Below are 14,979 nucleotides of genomic sequence, written 5' to 3'. Positions count from 1 at the left end.
GGCTTGCTCGCGATTCAGACGACTCGGTGTATCAGGTACACCGCGTCGATGCTATCGCGAGCAAGCCCGCTCCCACCGGTTCAAATCCACTCATCTGCCAGGTGGTGTTCGGCCCAGGTGCGTACGTCGGCGTAGGGGTAGTTTTCCAGGGCGGCAAAACCTGCAATCGAACGCGCTTTGATCTTGGTGAATAACGGCACGCTGATGCCGCATAAAAACCGGGTCACGCGTTCCGCCGGTGGATAACTGCCTGTGTACTCCTGATGCTTGTGGATAAAAGCACCGCACAGCGCTTCAAAGTTTTTATCCACAAGCGGCGCCAGCGCGGGCGGATCGGGCAAGCGCGCAATCTGCCCCGCACACACAGAACAATGCCCGCACTGCTGCGGCGCCTGCTCATCGCCAAAGTACTGGGCCAGCCGATAACTCAGGCAGGTATCACTGGAGAACAGCGCCAACATTGCGTGGATACGCGCAATTTCGCTGCGCTCATGGGCGGTGAAGTACTGATGCAACTCAAGGCTCAGCGCCTGTGCATCTACCTCAGTCACCAGCACGTTATAGACCTCGGTCATCTGCTTGCTTTCAAGCTCGATCCAGCCCTTCTCCTGAAAGTAATCCAGCGCCTTGACCACTCGATTGCGGTCCGCCTGATGCTGTTCGTAGAGGCTGTCGAAGTTTACCGTGGCCCAGGTTCGGGCACGGCTGGAGGTCTGGATAATCGCCGCTACAAACTGTTGACGCTCGCCTTCAAACTTGGCCAGCAAGGTGTCGGGTTCAATCAAGAACTTGAAACGGTACTCGGCAAAATAGGCATAACGCGGGGCGATCAAGCCGCGTAACTCCAGCTGCACCAAGAGGGTTTTGAGGGGTAACTGGCGGATGTTGCTCTGGTCCGAAAGCGGCATCAGCATGAACTCCCACTGCCCTTCGGCAATCGCTGCACTCAGTTCCTCCAGCACACAGCGAATGCCTTGCAGCTCTGGCGTGTCGCCATACACAAAGTTTTCCAGGACATTGAGGCTGTCGCGATTGGCCAGGACCAGACACTCGGACGTTGCGCCATCGCGACCGGCGCGGCCGATTTCCTGGCTGTAGTTTTCAATCGACTTGGGCAGGTCAAAATGCACCACGTTGCGGATGTCACTTTTGTCGATGCCCATGCCGAAGGCGATGGTCGCAACGATGCAATTGAGTTGGCCCGCCATGAACTGGCGCTGGATGCTTTCCCGTTGCTCGTGGGGCAAGCCTGCGTGGTAAGCGTTAGCGCTGATCCCGTGTTGGCTCAGGTGTTGGGCGATCTGCTCGGCGGTTTTTTGCAACGTGACATACACAATGCTCGGCTGGCCTGGACGCTCGCCCATCCACTGTACCAAGCGCTGACGCTTGGCCGTGCCGGTGACGGGCTCGACCCACAAATCCAGGTTGGCGCGATAAAAACCGGTGGTGACGACATCCGACTCGGCAATCGCAAATTTGCGCTGCATGTCAGCGATCACAGCGGGCGTAGCCGTGGCCGTCAGCAGCAAAGCTTGCGGGATATTGAACTGGTGCTGGTAGTCCGGCAGCTTCAAGTAATCCGGGCGAAAGTTATGCCCCCACTCAGAAATACAGTGCGCCTCGTCCACCACCAGTAACGAAATGGGTACCTGCTGCAAAAAGTGGCGAAAGCGTTCGTTCTTCAGGCGCTCGACCGACACCATCAGAATCTTCAACTCCCCCGCCTTGGCCCGCGCCATGACAGCGCTGGCCTCATCGCGGCTTTGCACCGAGTCGATACTGGCGGCGGCAATGCCATGACGCTGCAAAAACGCCAACTGATCCTGCATCAGCGCCAGCAGCGGCGACACCACCAGCGTCAGATGCGGCAGCAACAACGCCGGCAACTGGTAACACAACGACTTGCCCGACCCCGTCGGAAAAATCGCCGCCGCCGAACGCCCGGCCAGCACCGCACTGATCGCCGCCTCTTGGCCTGCGCGAAACTGTGGATAACCGAAAACCTGTTCCAGGGTGTTGTACATCGCTGTCACTCCATTGACCGCCGCAGAGTCCTGAACCGTAGCGCAGGGTTTGCGGCGAATCGAGAAAAGGCCGGGGGCAAATTGAGAGGGGATGATACAGGGTCAAGCGCTCGTCGCTGTCCAGAGCCTTGAATGGCAACCTTACGAACCCACCTAAAGCCCGGGGCATCGATTTCTTATTTGGTTTATGGTGCTGGGACAGGTTGAAACGAAAAACAGGGGAAACACATGAGCGAGATAGACTCTGCACACTTCGACAGTATTGATCCTGATGATGCTCCTGAACTGACAGACGTTTTTTTTGCGCGTGCTGATGAGTTTAAAGGCACTCAACTAATCAAACGTGCAGAGCATCGGCTGGCAAACGCGGATGAATGCAGCATTGGCGGACTGGCTAAAAAACCACTCGCCTGAAGAGCTGTCTTGAGCCAATTTACGGACTATCCATCATGAAACTCGCCAGCACCCTCCCCGACACCTCGGCCCTGCGCGAGCTGATGCAGTTGCTGCATGAAGAAATCGGCCTGCCTGAGCACAAGACCATCAGCCTCAAGACCTCGATCAACCTCGACCTGGGTTGCAATGGCAGCGATGCCCAACATTTGATGGAAAGCTTGGAGGAGCGCTTCGGGCTGGAACTGACCGATTACGATGCGTATCGCTATTTCCACCCGGCGGGCAACGACCCGCATTTCAAGCGCAACGCCAAAGGCCGGGGCAACAAGGTGCCGCTGACCATTGGCATGCTGTATGAAGCCATCACACTCGGGTATTGGGACACACAAGCCCTGGAAGCCTGAACTGGACCTGTAGGAGCGAGCTTGTCTCGCGATCCTTTAATCTTCAGGCACAAAAAAACCGCCCTTTCAGGCGGTTTTTTTGTAGATCAATGCGCTAACCGATGCTTACAGCTTCGGGCCAGCAGCTTTGATCGCGTCGCTGACGTCGAACTTCTTGAAGTTCTCGACGAACAGGCCAGCCAGGGCTTTGGCCGCTTCGTCGTAGGCTGCTTTGTCAGCCCAGGTGTTACGTGGGTTCAGCAGGGCAGTGTCAACACCCGGTACGGCCAATGGCACGTCGAGGTTGATGGTGTCCAGGTGCTCGGTTTCTGCGCCGATCAGAGCACCGCTCTGGATCGCTGCAATCACGCCACGGGTGGTCGGGATGTTGAAGCGCTTGCCAACGCCGTAGCCACCGCCAGTCCAACCGGTGTTAACCAGGTAAACCTTGGAGCCGAAACCGCGGATGCGCTTGATCAGCAGCTCTGCGTATTCGCCAGCAGGACGTGGGAAGAATGGCGCGCCGAAGCACGTCGAGAAGGTCGACTTGATGCCGCTGCCCGAACCCATTTCAGTCGAACCTACCAGCGCGGTGTAACCCGACAGGAAGTGGTAAGCCGCTTGTTCTTCGCTGAGGATCGACACCGGTGGCAGAACGCCGGTCAGGTCGCAGGTCAGGAAGATCACAGCGTTTGGCTCGCCACCGAGGTTTTTCGGTGCGCGTTTTTCGATCAGTTCACGCGGGTAAGCAGCACGGCTGTTTTGCGTCAGGCTGTCGTCTGCGTAGTCCGCTTTTTTGGTGACTGGATCAATAACAACGTTTTCCAGTACCGCGCCGTGCTGGATGGCTTTCCAGATTACCGGCTCGTTTTTCTCGGACAGGTCGATGCACTTGGCATAGCAACCGCCTTCGATGTTGAACACTACGCCCACGCCCCAGCCGTGTTCGTCGTCACCGATCAGGTAACGGCTTTCGTCAGCCGACAGGGTGGTTTTACCGGTGCCCGACAGGCCGAAGAACAGGGTCACGTCGCCCTCTTCGCCCATGTTGGCTGCACAGTGCATCGGCAGAACGTCGACTGCTGGCAGCAGGAAGTTCTGAACCGAGAACAGGGCTTTTTTCATTTCGCCGGCGTAACGCATGCCTGCGATCAGCACTTTTTTGGCTGCAAAGTTGATGATCACACAACCGTCGGAGTTGGTGCCATCACGCTCTGGCTCGCACACGAAGTTCGGTGCGTTGATGATTTGCCACTCGTCTTTGCCCGCTGGGTTGTACTGTTCCGGGTTGATGAACAGGCAACGGCCAAACAGGTTGTGCCACGCGGTTTCGGTGGTCATTTTGACGGGCAGGTAGTGCGCCGGATCAGAGCCTACATGAACGTGAGAAACGAAACGCTCACGCTCAGCCACGTAAGCCGAAACACGGTCCCACAGCGCGTCGAACTTATCGGCCGGGAACTTGCGGTTGATCGGGCCCCAGGCGATTGCGTCCTGAGTAGTCGGTTCTTCAACAATGAAGCGGTCAGCAGGTGAACGACCCGTGCGATGGCCGGTACGAACAACCAGTGCACCGCTGTCGGCAAGCTCGCCTTCACCACGGTTCAGGGCTTCTTTTACCAGTTCGTCGATGCTCAGATCGATGTGCACGGCGTTATTAGCTTGCGTCATGAGGTTCCCCGTCGGCCATTGGCCGAGTGCGCCAAACGTTTTGTAGTAGAAATAGTTGCACTACTACCGCGAAAAAAGTGGGCCGGATTATGCCAGAAATGGCCAAAAAGAGTAGGGCCCACCTGTCAGAACCGCGCAAGAACGGTAATTGACAGGTGTTTCACCTGCGCTGAAACGTTTTAGTGATGAGTATTGGAAGGCGACTGAACACCCGCGCCGGAGAATAATTGATCCACATCGGCCGCATCGAACAGGTATTGAGCGTTACAAAACTGGCAATCGATCTCGATATGACCACCGTGTTCGGCCACCAGATTGAGCGCATCTTCATGGCCCAGGCTGGTCAATGCATTGCCTGAACGCTCACGCGAGCAGCTGCATTTGAACTCAAGTGCTTCTGAGTCGAACACGCGCACGGTTTCTTCGTGGTACAGACGGTGCAGGATGGTTTCGTTGTCCAGCCCCATCAGCTCTTCAGCCTTGAGCGTATCGCCCAGCATCAGCAGTTCTTTCCACTTATCGGCACGCTCGTCTTCGTCATCGATCACGTCGACCGGCAGTTGCTGCAAGAACATGCCACGTGCACGCAGGCCATCCGCTTTCAGCCAGAAGCGCGTAGGCACTTGCTGAGACATGACGAAGTAATTGGTGAAGCAATCCGCCAGCGTGTCGCCATCCAGGTCCACAAAACCCTGGGAGCGCTCGCCCACTTTGGGCACTACGGTAATGGCCAGCAGGCCGTCTGGCAGCAGGTCGGCCAAGGTGGCATCCGGGGCAATCTGCTCAGGATCAAAACGGGCCAGGCCACGGATTTCGCGCTCGCTGGTGCACTCGATGGTCAACAGTGGCACCGGGCCTTCGGAACGCGCTTGCAGGCTCAGCAAACCGTCGTTTTTCTGGTTGCCCACCAGCAACGCCGCTGCCGCCATCAACTCGCCCAGCAATTGTTGGACCGGTGCTGGGTAGTTATGTTTTGCCAACACTTCTGCGTAGCTGTGCTCCAGCGAAACCAGCTCGCCACGGGCATCGCAGGTGTCAAACATAAAGCGTTGGGTGGCGTCTTTTTGAAGGTCGTTTTTAAGTAGATCGGACATAAGAATAGAGTTCTGAATGGGTTACTTAATGTAGGTGGGGCTTTGACAGGCCGCTGGCTAATAACCCTATATGGCGTTTCACCTGCGCAGTTACAAGTCATGTCTGCACAGACACGACGCACGGCAAAGCAATGGCAGCCCACAACGTACCCGCCGTCGCCGTTGTTACAAATCGCTCACATCATGCAACTGGTGCAGTTGGCGACGTTGTTTTTTGGTCGGTTTGCCGTCAGTACTGATCCCCATCGCCCCGGCCTTGCGCAGCGCGGCCGCGTTTTCGCGCTTGGCGATGCTTTGTTCGGTTTCGGCATACAGCGTTTGCGCCTCAGGGGCGCCACGACGTACGACTGACAAGGCTTTGACTTCGACGGTGCGCTCTTCAAGCCCTACCCGAATCTGCAACTCATCACCCACACGCGGCTCTTTGCTGGGCTTGCAACGCTCGCCACGGCAGTGAACCTTGCCACTTTCAATGGCCGCCTTGGCCAACGCCCGGGTTTTATAGAAGCGTGCGGCCCATAGCCATTTGTCCAGCCGGACTTTGTCGTCCTCTTCCTGTTTCTGCGCCATTGGAAGCCCCTTCATTTAAATTCACAGAACTGTACTACTACTTTTGATGAACCAAGGAAGGAATACGCCCGATAGAATGCTCATCTGCCAACACTGCAGCTCAATCACTGCATTGCATCCCCCCGTAGGAAAACTGTCGCCATTTGCCAGCTATTCTGCGTGAATACCGCCTGTTGGCTTTCATGTGTGACCTGCAGGGCCTTTCCTGCAACCTGAATACGTTAATCGCTGGTTACTTATATTGAAGACATTTGATCATTTGACCGTTGTCGGTCTGCGCGAGTGGGTGGCGCTGCCCGATTTGGGCGTTGCCGGCCTGCGCGCGAAAATCGACACCGGCGCCAGTACCTCCAGCTTGCACGCCACCGAGATCGAGCCTTTTGAGCGCGATGGCGTCGAGTGGGTACGTTTCAATGCCCATTTGGGCACGTTGGTACAACTGCGCCACCGTCGCTGCGAAGCGCCGTTAGTGGCGATTAAAACCATTAAGAGCTCAAACGGTCACACACAGGTGCGCTATGTCATACGCACCGACCTGGCATTGGGTGATCATGTGTGGCAAGTCGAATTCACCCTCGCTTGCCGCAAATCGATGCGCTACCGCCTGTTGCTGGGCTCAAAAGCGCTGGTCGACGGCCAATTGGTCGTTAACCCAGGGCAAAAATACGTTCAAGACAAGCCGGTGTTTCCGGTGACTACTACCTCCTCCAAAGGTGCTGCATGAAGATCGCTGTGCTGTCGCGCAACCCGCGTCTGTATTCCACTCGTCGCCTGGTTGAGGCCGGGACCGAACGAGGCCATCAGATGGTGGTGATCGATACCTTGCGCGCCTATATGAACATTGCCAGTCATAAGCCGCAGATCCATTACCGTGGCAAGCCGCTGGAAGGCTTTGATGCAGTGATCCCGCGCATTGGTGCATCCGTGACGTTCTACGGCTGCGCGGTGTTGCGCCAGTTCGAAATGATGGGCGTGTTCCCGCTCAATGAGTCGGTGGCCATTGCCCGTTCACGTGACAAATTGCGCTCGCTGCAATTGCTCTCGCGTCGTGGCCTGGGCTTGCCGGTAACCGGCTTTGCTCACTCGCCGGATGACATCCCGGACTTGATCGAGATGGTTAACGGCGCACCGCTGGTGATCAAGGTGCTGGAAGGCACGCAAGGCATTGGCGTGGTGCTGTGTGAAACCGCGACGGCGGCCGAGTCGGTGATCGAAGCCTTTATGGGCCTCAAGCAAAACATCATGGTGCAGGAATACATCAAGGAAGCGGGCGGTGCCGATATCCGTTGCTTCGTGGTGGGCGACAAGGTGATTGCCGCCATGAAGCGCCAGGCCAAGCCGGGCGAGTTCCGCTCCAACCTGCACCGTGGCGGCAGCGCCAGCCTGATCAAAATCACCCCCGAAGAACGCATGACGGCCATTCGTGCAGCCAAGGTCATGGGTTTGAGCGTGGCGGGGGTTGATATTCTGCGCTCCAACCACGGCCCGCTGGTGCTGGAGGTCAACTCATCGCCGGGGCTTGAAGGGATCGAAACCACCACGGGCAAAAATGTGGCGGGGATCATCATTGAGCATCTGGAAAAAAACAGCGGCCCGAACATGACGCGGACTAAAGGCAAGGGTTAAACGCACGCAAAACGTGTAGGAGCGAGCTTGCCTCGCGATCTTTTAACAGATCAAAAGATCGCGAGACGAGCTCGCTCCTACAGGGTGTGTGTTTAAACGGCGCCGCGCGGCAACATCAAGCCCAACGGTAGCCGGACTCTGGCTTCCAGGCCACCCCCGGCACGGTTGCGCAGCTCAACGTTGCCGCCGTGCATGGAGGCGATGCGTTTTACAATCGCCAGGCCCAGGCCTGTGCCTTTGCCGCCTCGGGCACGGTCACCGCGAATAAACGGATTGAAGATGTCTTCAAGCTCCGACGGGTCAATGCCCGCACCGCGGTCCATCACACTCAGTACCACGTAAGGCGCGCTGGTATCGCCCGACACATAGGCGGCCACTTCAACGTCATCCCCCGCATGGTGCAAGGCATTGCCGATCAAGTTATTGAGCAGGCGCTTCATCGATACCCGACGCAACGCAAACGGCTGAATGGGCTGCAAGCGCAAGCGCACCTGTTCGTCATTCTGGTTATACGGCGCAACGACTTCGCGGATCAGTTCGCACAGGTCAACTTCTTCAACCGGCTCATCGCGACCGTCGCGGATAAACGCCAAGAATTGATCCAAAATGGCGTCCATGTCTTCAATGTCGCGCACCATGTCGTCAGTCAGGTCGTTGTGGTTGCCCATCAACTCCAGCGACAAACGCAAGCGCGTCAACGGCGTGCGCAAGTCATGGGACACACCCGCCAGCATCAGTTCGCGCTCGCGGCCTGCCTGCTCCACATCTTCAGCCATCTGGTTGAAGGCGCTGTACACCTCGGTCATTTCGCTCGGTGTATCACTGATCGGCAACCGCACGCTGCGCCCCTGCCCCAGTTGCCTGGCCGCATAAACCAGCCGTTTAAGTGGCTGATTGAGCTGGCTGACGAAAATCCACGCCGAGGCGGTGGATAACAACCCAATGGCCAGGAACCAGCCCAGTACGCTCCAGATTTTTTGCCCACGCAGCGGATGCGGGTACAACGGTACCTTCAGCCAACCATCGCCCAGGCTCGGCGCTCGTACCCACAGCGCCGGGGGCGAGTGCATGCGCAAACGCACTTCGGTGTCAGCGCCCAGTTCGGCCTGCATCTGACGCTCGTAGATCTCGCTGTAAGGCCAGTGTTGCTCGCCTTCTGGCACCCCGCCGCCCACCACACGCGTCAACGTTGCGGCATCGGCGATCTTGGCGCGGTTCTCTTCATCGGCCGCCCAGTAGGCGCGCAGCACCAGGCCCACGCCGTGGCTGTATTGGCGGTCGACCAACATATCTTCGTTCATCAACAGATAAACCAGGGTCAATGCCTTGGAGAACAGGACGACGATAAGCACCAGCCAGAGGGTGCGGGAGAAAAAACTTTGGGGGAACCACAGAGGGGTTTTCATAGATGGCGCTTTACACGTTGCAGGGACGAGTACCAAGACCCGCAAGAGAATGAAGTGCGAGCCACCCGGCGCCCTAAGGCCGCTGGGTGACTCGCGCCTGCACAGGCGACATCACTTGGTTGCGTTGCCATCCGGCACGAACACATAACCGACACCCCAAACCGTCTGGATGTAGCGCGGTTTGGAAGGGTCCGGCTCGATCATGCGGCGCAGGCGGGAGATTTGAACGTCGATTGAACGCTCCAGTGCATCCCACTCACGGCCACGGGCCAGGTTCATCAGCTTGTCGCGGGTCAACGGCTCGCGCGCATGCATGACCAACGCCTTGAGTACGGCAAATTCACCGGTGGTGAGCATGTGTACTTCATCGCCCCGCTTGAGTTCGCGCGTGGCCAGAGACAACTCGTAATCACCAAAGGTAACGCTTTCGTCTTCGCTGCCCGGTGCACCCGGCACAGGCGCAGACTGACGACGCAACACGGCACGCACACGCGCCATCAGTTCATCAGGGTTGAAAGGTTTGGCCAGGTAGTCATCAGCGCCCAGTTCCAGGCCCTTGATGCGGCTCAGCTCGTCGCCCTTGGCGGTGAGCATGATGATCGGCACCCGATTACCCGCGGCACGCAGGCGGCGGCAGGCAGACAGCCCGTCTTCGCCAGGCAGCATCAGGTCCAGTACCACCAGGTTAAATACCTCACGAGCCAGCAAACGGTCCATTTGCTCGACGTTCGGCACAGCCCGGGCGCGATAGCCCTTGCTGACGAAGAAACGCTCCAGCAGGCTGCTCAGCCCTGGATCGTCATCAACGATAAGAATTTTTTCGCCTTCAGCCGGTTGTGCAATGCTGCTCATTAGATGCTCCTGTGATCTCGGCGCGCATTATGGCTTAGCTGCTGTTATACGCATCGTGTGCATTGTTAGCAGATTTTTCCTTCACGGCCAGTGCGCCGAGTATAGCGGGTGAAGTGCGCAATCCCCTGAATCCGGGAACGCTGGTTATAATGCGCCGCCTTTTGTGTCAGGCAATCTCGGTTTTTTTAAACATTGCGCCAGGATTTATTTTTTCAATGCCTGCCGTAATTTGCTGATTTCACGGGTCAACAGGCTGCCCTTTTGGCCCAGGTAGCGGCGCCCTTCGGGCCGCTCAACCAGTCTCGCAAGCCTTACAGCCCGGGCCTGCGAGCCTGCATCACACTTTGTCAGGTGGTTTTATGGACAGCATCAACAGCCGCATCGCCGAAGAACTTGGCGTGCGCCCGCAGCAGGTCGAAGCGGCCGTCGCTCTTCTGGATGAAGGCTCCACCGTACCCTTCATCTCTCGCTACCGTAAGGAAGTGACAGGCAGCCTGGATGACACCCAGTTACGTCATCTGGAAGAACGCTTGCGCTACCTGCGTGAACTCGACGAACGGCGCATCAGCATCCTCGCCAGCATCGAAGAACAAGGCAAATTGACGCCTGAACTGGCCCGCGACATCAAGCTGGCCGACACCAAGACCCGCCTCGAAGACTTGTATCTGCCTTACAAGCAAAAGCGCCGCACCAAGGGCCAGATCGCCCTGGAAGCCGGTCTCGGCGAACTGGCTGACGGTCTGTTCAACGACCCCAACCTCAACCCGGACACCGAAGCCGTACGTTTTGTTGACGTCGAAAAAGGCGTGGCAGACGTCAAGGCCGCCCTCGATGGCGCCAAGTACATCCTCATGGAGCGCTTCGCCGAAGACGCCAGCCTGCTGGATAAACTGCGCAGCTTCTTGAAGCAGGAAGCCACCCTCAGCGCCCGTGTTATCGCGGGCAAAGAAGAAGAAGGCGCCAAGTTCCGCGATTACTTCGAACACGACGAACCCCTTAAAAGCATGCCGTCGCACCGCGCGCTGGCGATTTTCCGTGGCCGCAACGAAGGCATCCTCAGTTCGTCGCTCAAGGTCGGTGAAGAACTGCCCGGCACGATGCACCCAGGCGAAATGATGATTGCCCAGCGCTTCGGCCTGGAAAACCAAAACCGCCCGGCAGACAAATGGCTGAGCGAAGTGGTGCGCTGGACCTGGAAGGTCAAGCTTTACACCCACCTCGAAACCGACCTGCTGGGTGAACTGCGCGACGCCGCAGAAACCGAAGCGATCAACGTGTTTGCCCACAACCTGCACGACCTGTTGCTGGCCGCACCGGCAGGCCCGCGCGCCACACTGGGCCTGGACCCGGGCCTGCGCACCGGCTGCAAAATCGCCGTGGTCGATGCCACCGGCAAACTGCTTGAGCACGCCACGGTGTACCCGCACGTGCCGCACAACAAGTGGGATCAGACCATCGCGATCATGGCCGCCCTGTGCGCCAAGCATTCGGTTGAGCTGATCGCCATCGGCAACGGCACCGCCAGCCGCGAAAGCGACAAGTTGGCCCTTGAACTGATCAAAAAATACCCGGCCTTGAAAGTCACCAAAGTGATGGTGTCCGAAGCCGGTGCATCGGTGTACTCGGCCTCTGAACTGGCCGCCAAGGAATTCCCGGACCTCGACGTGTCGATCCGTGGCGCCGTGTCGATCGCCCGCCGCCTGCAAGATCCGCTGGCCGAGCTGGTGAAAATCGACCCTAAATCCATTGGTGTCGGCCAATACCAGCACGACGTGTCCCAGCTCAAACTGGCACGCGGCCTGGACGCCGTGGTCGAGGACTGCGTAAACGCCGTGGGCGTGGACGTGAACACCGCATCTGTCGCCCTGCTGGCGCGTATTTCCGGCCTTAACGCCACCCTGGCGCAAAACATCGTGGCCCACCGCGATGAAAACGGCGCCTTCAAAACCCGTGCGGCGCTGAAAAAAGTCAGCCGTCTGGGCGAAAAAACCTTCGAACAGGCAGCCGGATTCTTGCGCGTGATGAACGGTGACAACCCGCTCGACGCCTCGGCCGTTCACCCTGAGGCCTACCCGCTGGTGAAGCGCATCGCCTCGGACACCGAGCGTGACATTCGCTCGCTGATCGGCGACGCCGGCTTCCTCAAGCGTCTGGACCCGAAAAAATTCACCGACGAATCTTTCGGCCTGCCGACCGTCACCGACATCCTGCAAGAGCTGGAAAAACCGGGCCGCGACCCGCGTCCCGAGTTCAAGACGGCAGAGTTCCAGGAAGGGGTTGAAGACCTTAAAGACCTGGAACTGGGGATGATCCTCGAAGGCGTGGTCACCAACGTGACCAACTTCGGTGCGTTCGTCGATATCGGCGTGCATCAGGACGGTTTGGTGCACATCTCGGCTTTGTCCGAGAAGTTCATCAAAGACCCGCGTGAAGCCGTTAAAGCCGGTGACGTGGTCAAGGTCAAGGTCATGGAAGTCGACATCCCGCGCAAACGCGTTGGCCTGTCGATGCGCATGAGCGATACCCCCGGCGAGAAAATCGACGGCGCACGCGGTGCCCGCCCAGGTTCGGCGCCGCGTCAGCAACACTCGGCCCCACGCAAGGAAACAGTCGCCGCTGCCCCGGCCAACAACGCAATGGCTTCGCTGTTCGCCAATGCCAAACAGCTGAAGAAACGCTAATGACGCTGCCTGAGGGTTTGACCCAAAGCGCGTTCAGCGAGTTGATCGGCTGCCGCGTCGAGTCGGTGGAAGACGGCATTGCGCACGTCGCGCTAAGCCTTGAGCCGCAGCTGCGCAACCGTGGCGGCAAAATGCACGGTGGGGTGATTTTCAGCCTGGTCGACATCACCATGGGGCTGGCCTGTTCCGGCGCCCATGGTTTTGACCGCCAAAGCGTGACGATCGAGTGCAAGATCAACTACTTGCGCTCGGTGTCAGACGGCGATGTGCTGTGCATCGCCAAGGTCATCCACCCCGGCCGACGGACGTTTGTCGTCGAAGCGGACGTCATGCAAGGCGACAAACTGGTCGCTAAAGCACAAGGCACGTTCGCTGTCCTGTAGCGGTCATCAGGTCATTTGAGTTAATTTCGGCACTGTGAAAGCAGTGCCGAAATGCGCTCGGAGCGCCGTAATACCGAAACAGGGACGGGGCTGAGCATCACCCCTATAAAGCCAGGCGACCACGCCGGTATAACTTCACCCTTGTAGACCGTCCTGACCACCCCCATATTGGGGCGACTGACGCGTGAAGGAATCTAACTTGAGCGAACTTCTCAACCGCCGCCTTAACTTACTTGGCGAGCGCACACACCTCTCTTTGCTCGAGCAGTGCCTGCATGGTATCGAGCGCGAATGCCTGCGCGTAACGGCCGATGCACGACTGGCGCAGACCCCGCATCCTGAAGAACTGGGGTCGGCGCTGACCAACGACCAAATCACCACTGACTATTCCGAGTCGCTGCTGGAGTTTATTACCCCGGCCCTGCCCGACCCTGCGGACACGCTGGCCAGCCTCGACAAGATTCACCGTTTTGCCTACAGCAAACTCGGCAACGAGTTCCTGTGGAGCCCTTCGATGCCGTGCCCGTTGCCGGCCGAAGAAGACATCCCGATTGCCTACTACGGCACGTCCAACATCGGTCAGCTCAAGTACGTGTACCGCAAGGGCCTGGCCCTGCGTTACGGCAAGACCATGCAGTGCATCGCCGGGATCCACTACAACTTCAGCCTGCCTGAAGCCCTGTGGCCGGTGCTCAAGCACGCTGAGGGCTTTGTCGGCACCGACGGTGATTACCAGTCGGACGCCTACATCGCGCTGATTCGTAACTTCCGCCGTTACAGCTGGTTGCTGATGTACTTGTTCGGCGCCTCACCTGCGCTGGATGCAGGTTTCTTGCGCGGCCGTTCGCACCAGTTGGAGCAACTGGACGCCGACACGCTGTACCTGCCGTTCGCCACCAGCCTGCGCATGAGCGACCTGGGTTACCAGAGCAACGCCCAGGCGGGCCTCACGCCTTGCTACAACAACCTCGACAGCTACACCGACAGCCTGCGCAAGGCCGTGGCGACGCCGTACCCGCCGTATGTCGAGATCGGTACGCACAAAGATGGCGAATGGGTGCAACTGAACACCAACATTCTGCAAATCGAAAACGAGTACTACTCCAACATTCGCCCCAAGCGCGTGACCTACACCGGCGAGCGCCCGATCCAGGCCCTGATGGCCCGTGGCGTGCAGTACGTTGAAGTGCGCCTGCTGGACATCAACCCGTTCCTGCCGGTGGGCATCGACCTGCCGCAAGCGCGCTTCCTGGATGCCTTCCTGCTGTATTGCGCGCTGCAAGAGAGCCCGCAGTTCGAGAGCAGCGAATGCGGCAACTGCACGTCCAACTTCTTGAGCGTGGTCAAAGAAGGTCGCCGCCCGGGCCTGCAACTGCAGCGTCAGGGCCAAGCGGTCGAACTGAAAGAGTGGGCGGCAGAACTGCTGGAAAAAATCGCCCCGGTGGCGGCATTGCTGGACCAAGTGCATGGCGACGACGCCCACAGCAAGGCGCTGGACGATCAGTTTGCCAAAGTTGCCGACGTGTCCCTGACCCCGTCAGCCAAAGTGTTGGCCAGCATGACCGAACACAAGGAAAGCTTCGCCCAGTTTTCGATGCGCCAGAGCCAGGCCCACGCGGAGTACTTTCGCGACACCCCGCTGAGCCCGGAAGACCAGGCCGCCTTCGAAGCCAAAGCCAAGCAATCGCTGCTCGACCAAGCCGAGACCGAGAACAACGAAGTAGGTGATTTCGACCTGTTCGTGGCCTCGTATCAGGCGAGTATTTTGGCGATCAGTAACTAAGGCGACACGGCGACTCTGTAGCCGCTGACGAGGCACGAAGGCTGCGATGGGTTGCGAAGCGACCCCGGACGGCGGTCCTGCGGCCCGCATCGCAGCCTTCGTGCCTCGTC

Annotated in this window: 13 protein-coding genes; 7 read left to right on the top strand and 6 right to left on the bottom strand. The window is 58.4% G+C overall.

Annotated features, from left to right (window positions below; all coding sequences use genetic code 11):
* Positions 1 to 80 precede the first annotated feature (80 nt).
* Positions 81 to 2,024, bottom strand: a complete 1,944-nt coding sequence (locus QMX84_RS23345) for an ATP-dependent DNA helicase RecQ (protein WP_282364887.1) — start codon at positions 2,022 to 2,024, stop codon at positions 81 to 83.
* A 228-nt stretch (positions 2,025 to 2,252) separates the two neighbouring features.
* On the opposite strand from QMX84_RS23345, the gene QMX84_RS23340 reads away from it, so the two are divergent.
* Together QMX84_RS23340 and QMX84_RS23335 are read left to right on the top strand one after the other, a co-directional pair.
* Entirely contained in the window at positions 2,253 to 2,438 is a 186-nt protein-coding gene (locus QMX84_RS23340) for a hypothetical protein (protein WP_282364886.1), read from the top strand.
* Between the two features lie 35 nt (positions 2,439 to 2,473).
* Positions 2,474 to 2,824, top strand: a complete 351-nt coding sequence (locus tag QMX84_RS23335; protein ID WP_282364885.1) for a DUF1493 family protein — start codon at positions 2,474 to 2,476, stop codon at positions 2,822 to 2,824.
* A 105-nt stretch (positions 2,825 to 2,929) separates the two neighbouring features.
* Here the strand turns inward: QMX84_RS23335 and QMX84_RS23330 are convergent, their stop codons facing one another.
* The 3 genes from QMX84_RS23330 to QMX84_RS23320 all read right to left on the bottom strand — a co-directional run bounded on the left by QMX84_RS23330 (position 2,930) and on the right by QMX84_RS23320 (position 6,138).
* Complete coding sequence (locus tag QMX84_RS23330; protein ID WP_048366758.1) at positions 2,930 to 4,474, bottom strand: phosphoenolpyruvate carboxykinase; 1,545 nt, start codon at positions 4,472 to 4,474, stop codon at positions 2,930 to 2,932.
* Between the two features lie 179 nt (positions 4,475 to 4,653).
* Positions 4,654 to 5,568 carry an Hsp33 family molecular chaperone HslO gene (gene hslO, locus QMX84_RS23325; RefSeq protein WP_123751041.1) on the bottom strand — a complete coding sequence of 305 codons (915 nt, stop codon included), beginning with the start codon at positions 5,566 to 5,568 and terminating at the stop codon, positions 4,654 to 4,656.
* 165 nt (positions 5,569 to 5,733) lie between these two features.
* On the bottom strand, positions 5,734 to 6,138 hold the full coding sequence (locus QMX84_RS23320; RefSeq protein ID WP_123751040.1) for an RNA-binding S4 domain-containing protein: 405 nt from the start codon (positions 6,136 to 6,138) through the stop codon (positions 5,734 to 5,736).
* A gap of 274 nt (positions 6,139 to 6,412) precedes the next feature.
* Between QMX84_RS23320 and QMX84_RS23315 the strand changes: the two genes are divergently transcribed.
* Positions 6,413 to 6,862 carry an ATP-dependent zinc protease gene (locus tag QMX84_RS23315; protein WP_173430587.1) on the top strand — a complete coding sequence of 150 codons (450 nt, stop codon included), beginning with the start codon at positions 6,413 to 6,415 and terminating at the stop codon, positions 6,860 to 6,862.
* Positions 6,859 to 7,764, top strand: coding sequence for a 30S ribosomal protein S6--L-glutamate ligase (gene rimK, locus QMX84_RS23310; protein WP_048366762.1), 906 nt, complete (start codon positions 6,859 to 6,861; stop codon positions 7,762 to 7,764). Before QMX84_RS23315 ends, rimK begins: the two co-directional genes overlap by 4 nt.
* 92 nt (positions 7,765 to 7,856) lie before the next feature.
* Here the strand turns inward: rimK and QMX84_RS23305 are convergent, their stop codons facing one another.
* On the bottom strand, positions 7,857 to 9,170 hold the full coding sequence (locus QMX84_RS23305; RefSeq protein WP_048366763.1) for an ATP-binding protein: 1,314 nt from the start codon (positions 9,168 to 9,170) through the stop codon (positions 7,857 to 7,859).
* A 111-nt stretch (positions 9,171 to 9,281) separates the two neighbouring features.
* Positions 9,282 to 10,022 carry a two-component system response regulator OmpR gene (gene ompR / locus QMX84_RS23300; RefSeq protein ID WP_048386441.1) on the bottom strand — a complete coding sequence of 247 codons (741 nt, stop codon included), beginning with the start codon at positions 10,020 to 10,022 and terminating at the stop codon, positions 9,282 to 9,284.
* A gap of 359 nt (positions 10,023 to 10,381) precedes the next feature.
* Here ompR and QMX84_RS23295 point away from each other — a divergent pair, with 359 nt between their 5' ends.
* From QMX84_RS23295 to gshA, 3 genes are all read left to right on the top strand, one after another.
* Positions 10,382 to 12,703 carry a Tex family protein gene (locus QMX84_RS23295; RefSeq protein WP_282364884.1) on the top strand — a complete coding sequence of 774 codons (2,322 nt, stop codon included), beginning with the start codon at positions 10,382 to 10,384 and terminating at the stop codon, positions 12,701 to 12,703.
* The gene (locus tag QMX84_RS23290) at positions 12,703 to 13,086 is read left to right on the top strand and encodes a PaaI family thioesterase (RefSeq protein ID WP_048366766.1); all 384 of its coding nucleotides are present in this window, start codon (positions 12,703 to 12,705) and stop codon (positions 13,084 to 13,086) included. Before QMX84_RS23295 ends, QMX84_RS23290 begins: the two co-directional genes overlap by 1 nt.
* 199 nt (positions 13,087 to 13,285) lie before the next feature.
* Positions 13,286 to 14,869 (top strand): glutamate--cysteine ligase, encoded by a 1,584-nt coding sequence (gshA, locus tag QMX84_RS23285; protein ID WP_153334322.1) that lies wholly within the window; start codon positions 13,286 to 13,288, stop codon positions 14,867 to 14,869.
* Positions 14,870 to 14,979: the final 110 nt, after the last annotated feature.

Source organism: Pseudomonas sp. PS01297 (genome assembly GCF_029959305.1).
Lineage (GTDB): Bacteria > Pseudomonadota > Gammaproteobacteria > Pseudomonadales > Pseudomonadaceae > Aquipseudomonas > Aquipseudomonas helleri.
The sequence above is the reverse complement of the archived record's forward strand: the minus strand, read 5'-3'. Positions and strand labels throughout refer to the sequence as shown.

Coding starts and splice junctions, on each gene's coding strand:
- QMX84_RS23290 (WP_048366766.1), top strand. CDS start 12,703: ATGACGCTGCCTGAGGGTTTGACCCAAAGCGCGTTCAGCGAGTTGATC.
- rimK (WP_048366762.1), top strand. CDS start 6,859: ATGAAGATCGCTGTGCTGTCGCGCAACCCGCGTCTGTATTCCACTCGT.
- QMX84_RS23330 (WP_048366758.1), bottom strand. CDS start 4,474: ATGACGCAAGCTAATAACGCCGTGCACATCGATCTGAGCATCGACGAA.
- QMX84_RS23295 (WP_282364884.1), top strand. CDS start 10,382: ATGGACAGCATCAACAGCCGCATCGCCGAAGAACTTGGCGTGCGCCCG.
- QMX84_RS23305 (WP_048366763.1), bottom strand. CDS start 9,170: ATGAAAACCCCTCTGTGGTTCCCCCAAAGTTTTTTCTCCCGCACCCTC.
- QMX84_RS23345 (WP_282364887.1), bottom strand. CDS start 2,024: ATGTACAACACCCTGGAACAGGTTTTCGGTTATCCACAGTTTCGCGCA.
- QMX84_RS23340 (WP_282364886.1), top strand. CDS start 2,253: ATGAGCGAGATAGACTCTGCACACTTCGACAGTATTGATCCTGATGAT.
- QMX84_RS23320 (WP_123751040.1), bottom strand. CDS start 6,138: ATGGCGCAGAAACAGGAAGAGGACGACAAAGTCCGGCTGGACAAATGG.
- hslO (WP_123751041.1), bottom strand. CDS start 5,568: ATGTCCGATCTACTTAAAAACGACCTTCAAAAAGACGCCACCCAACGC.
- QMX84_RS23335 (WP_282364885.1), top strand. CDS start 2,474: ATGAAACTCGCCAGCACCCTCCCCGACACCTCGGCCCTGCGCGAGCTG.
- ompR (WP_048386441.1), bottom strand. CDS start 10,022: ATGAGCAGCATTGCACAACCGGCTGAAGGCGAAAAAATTCTTATCGTT.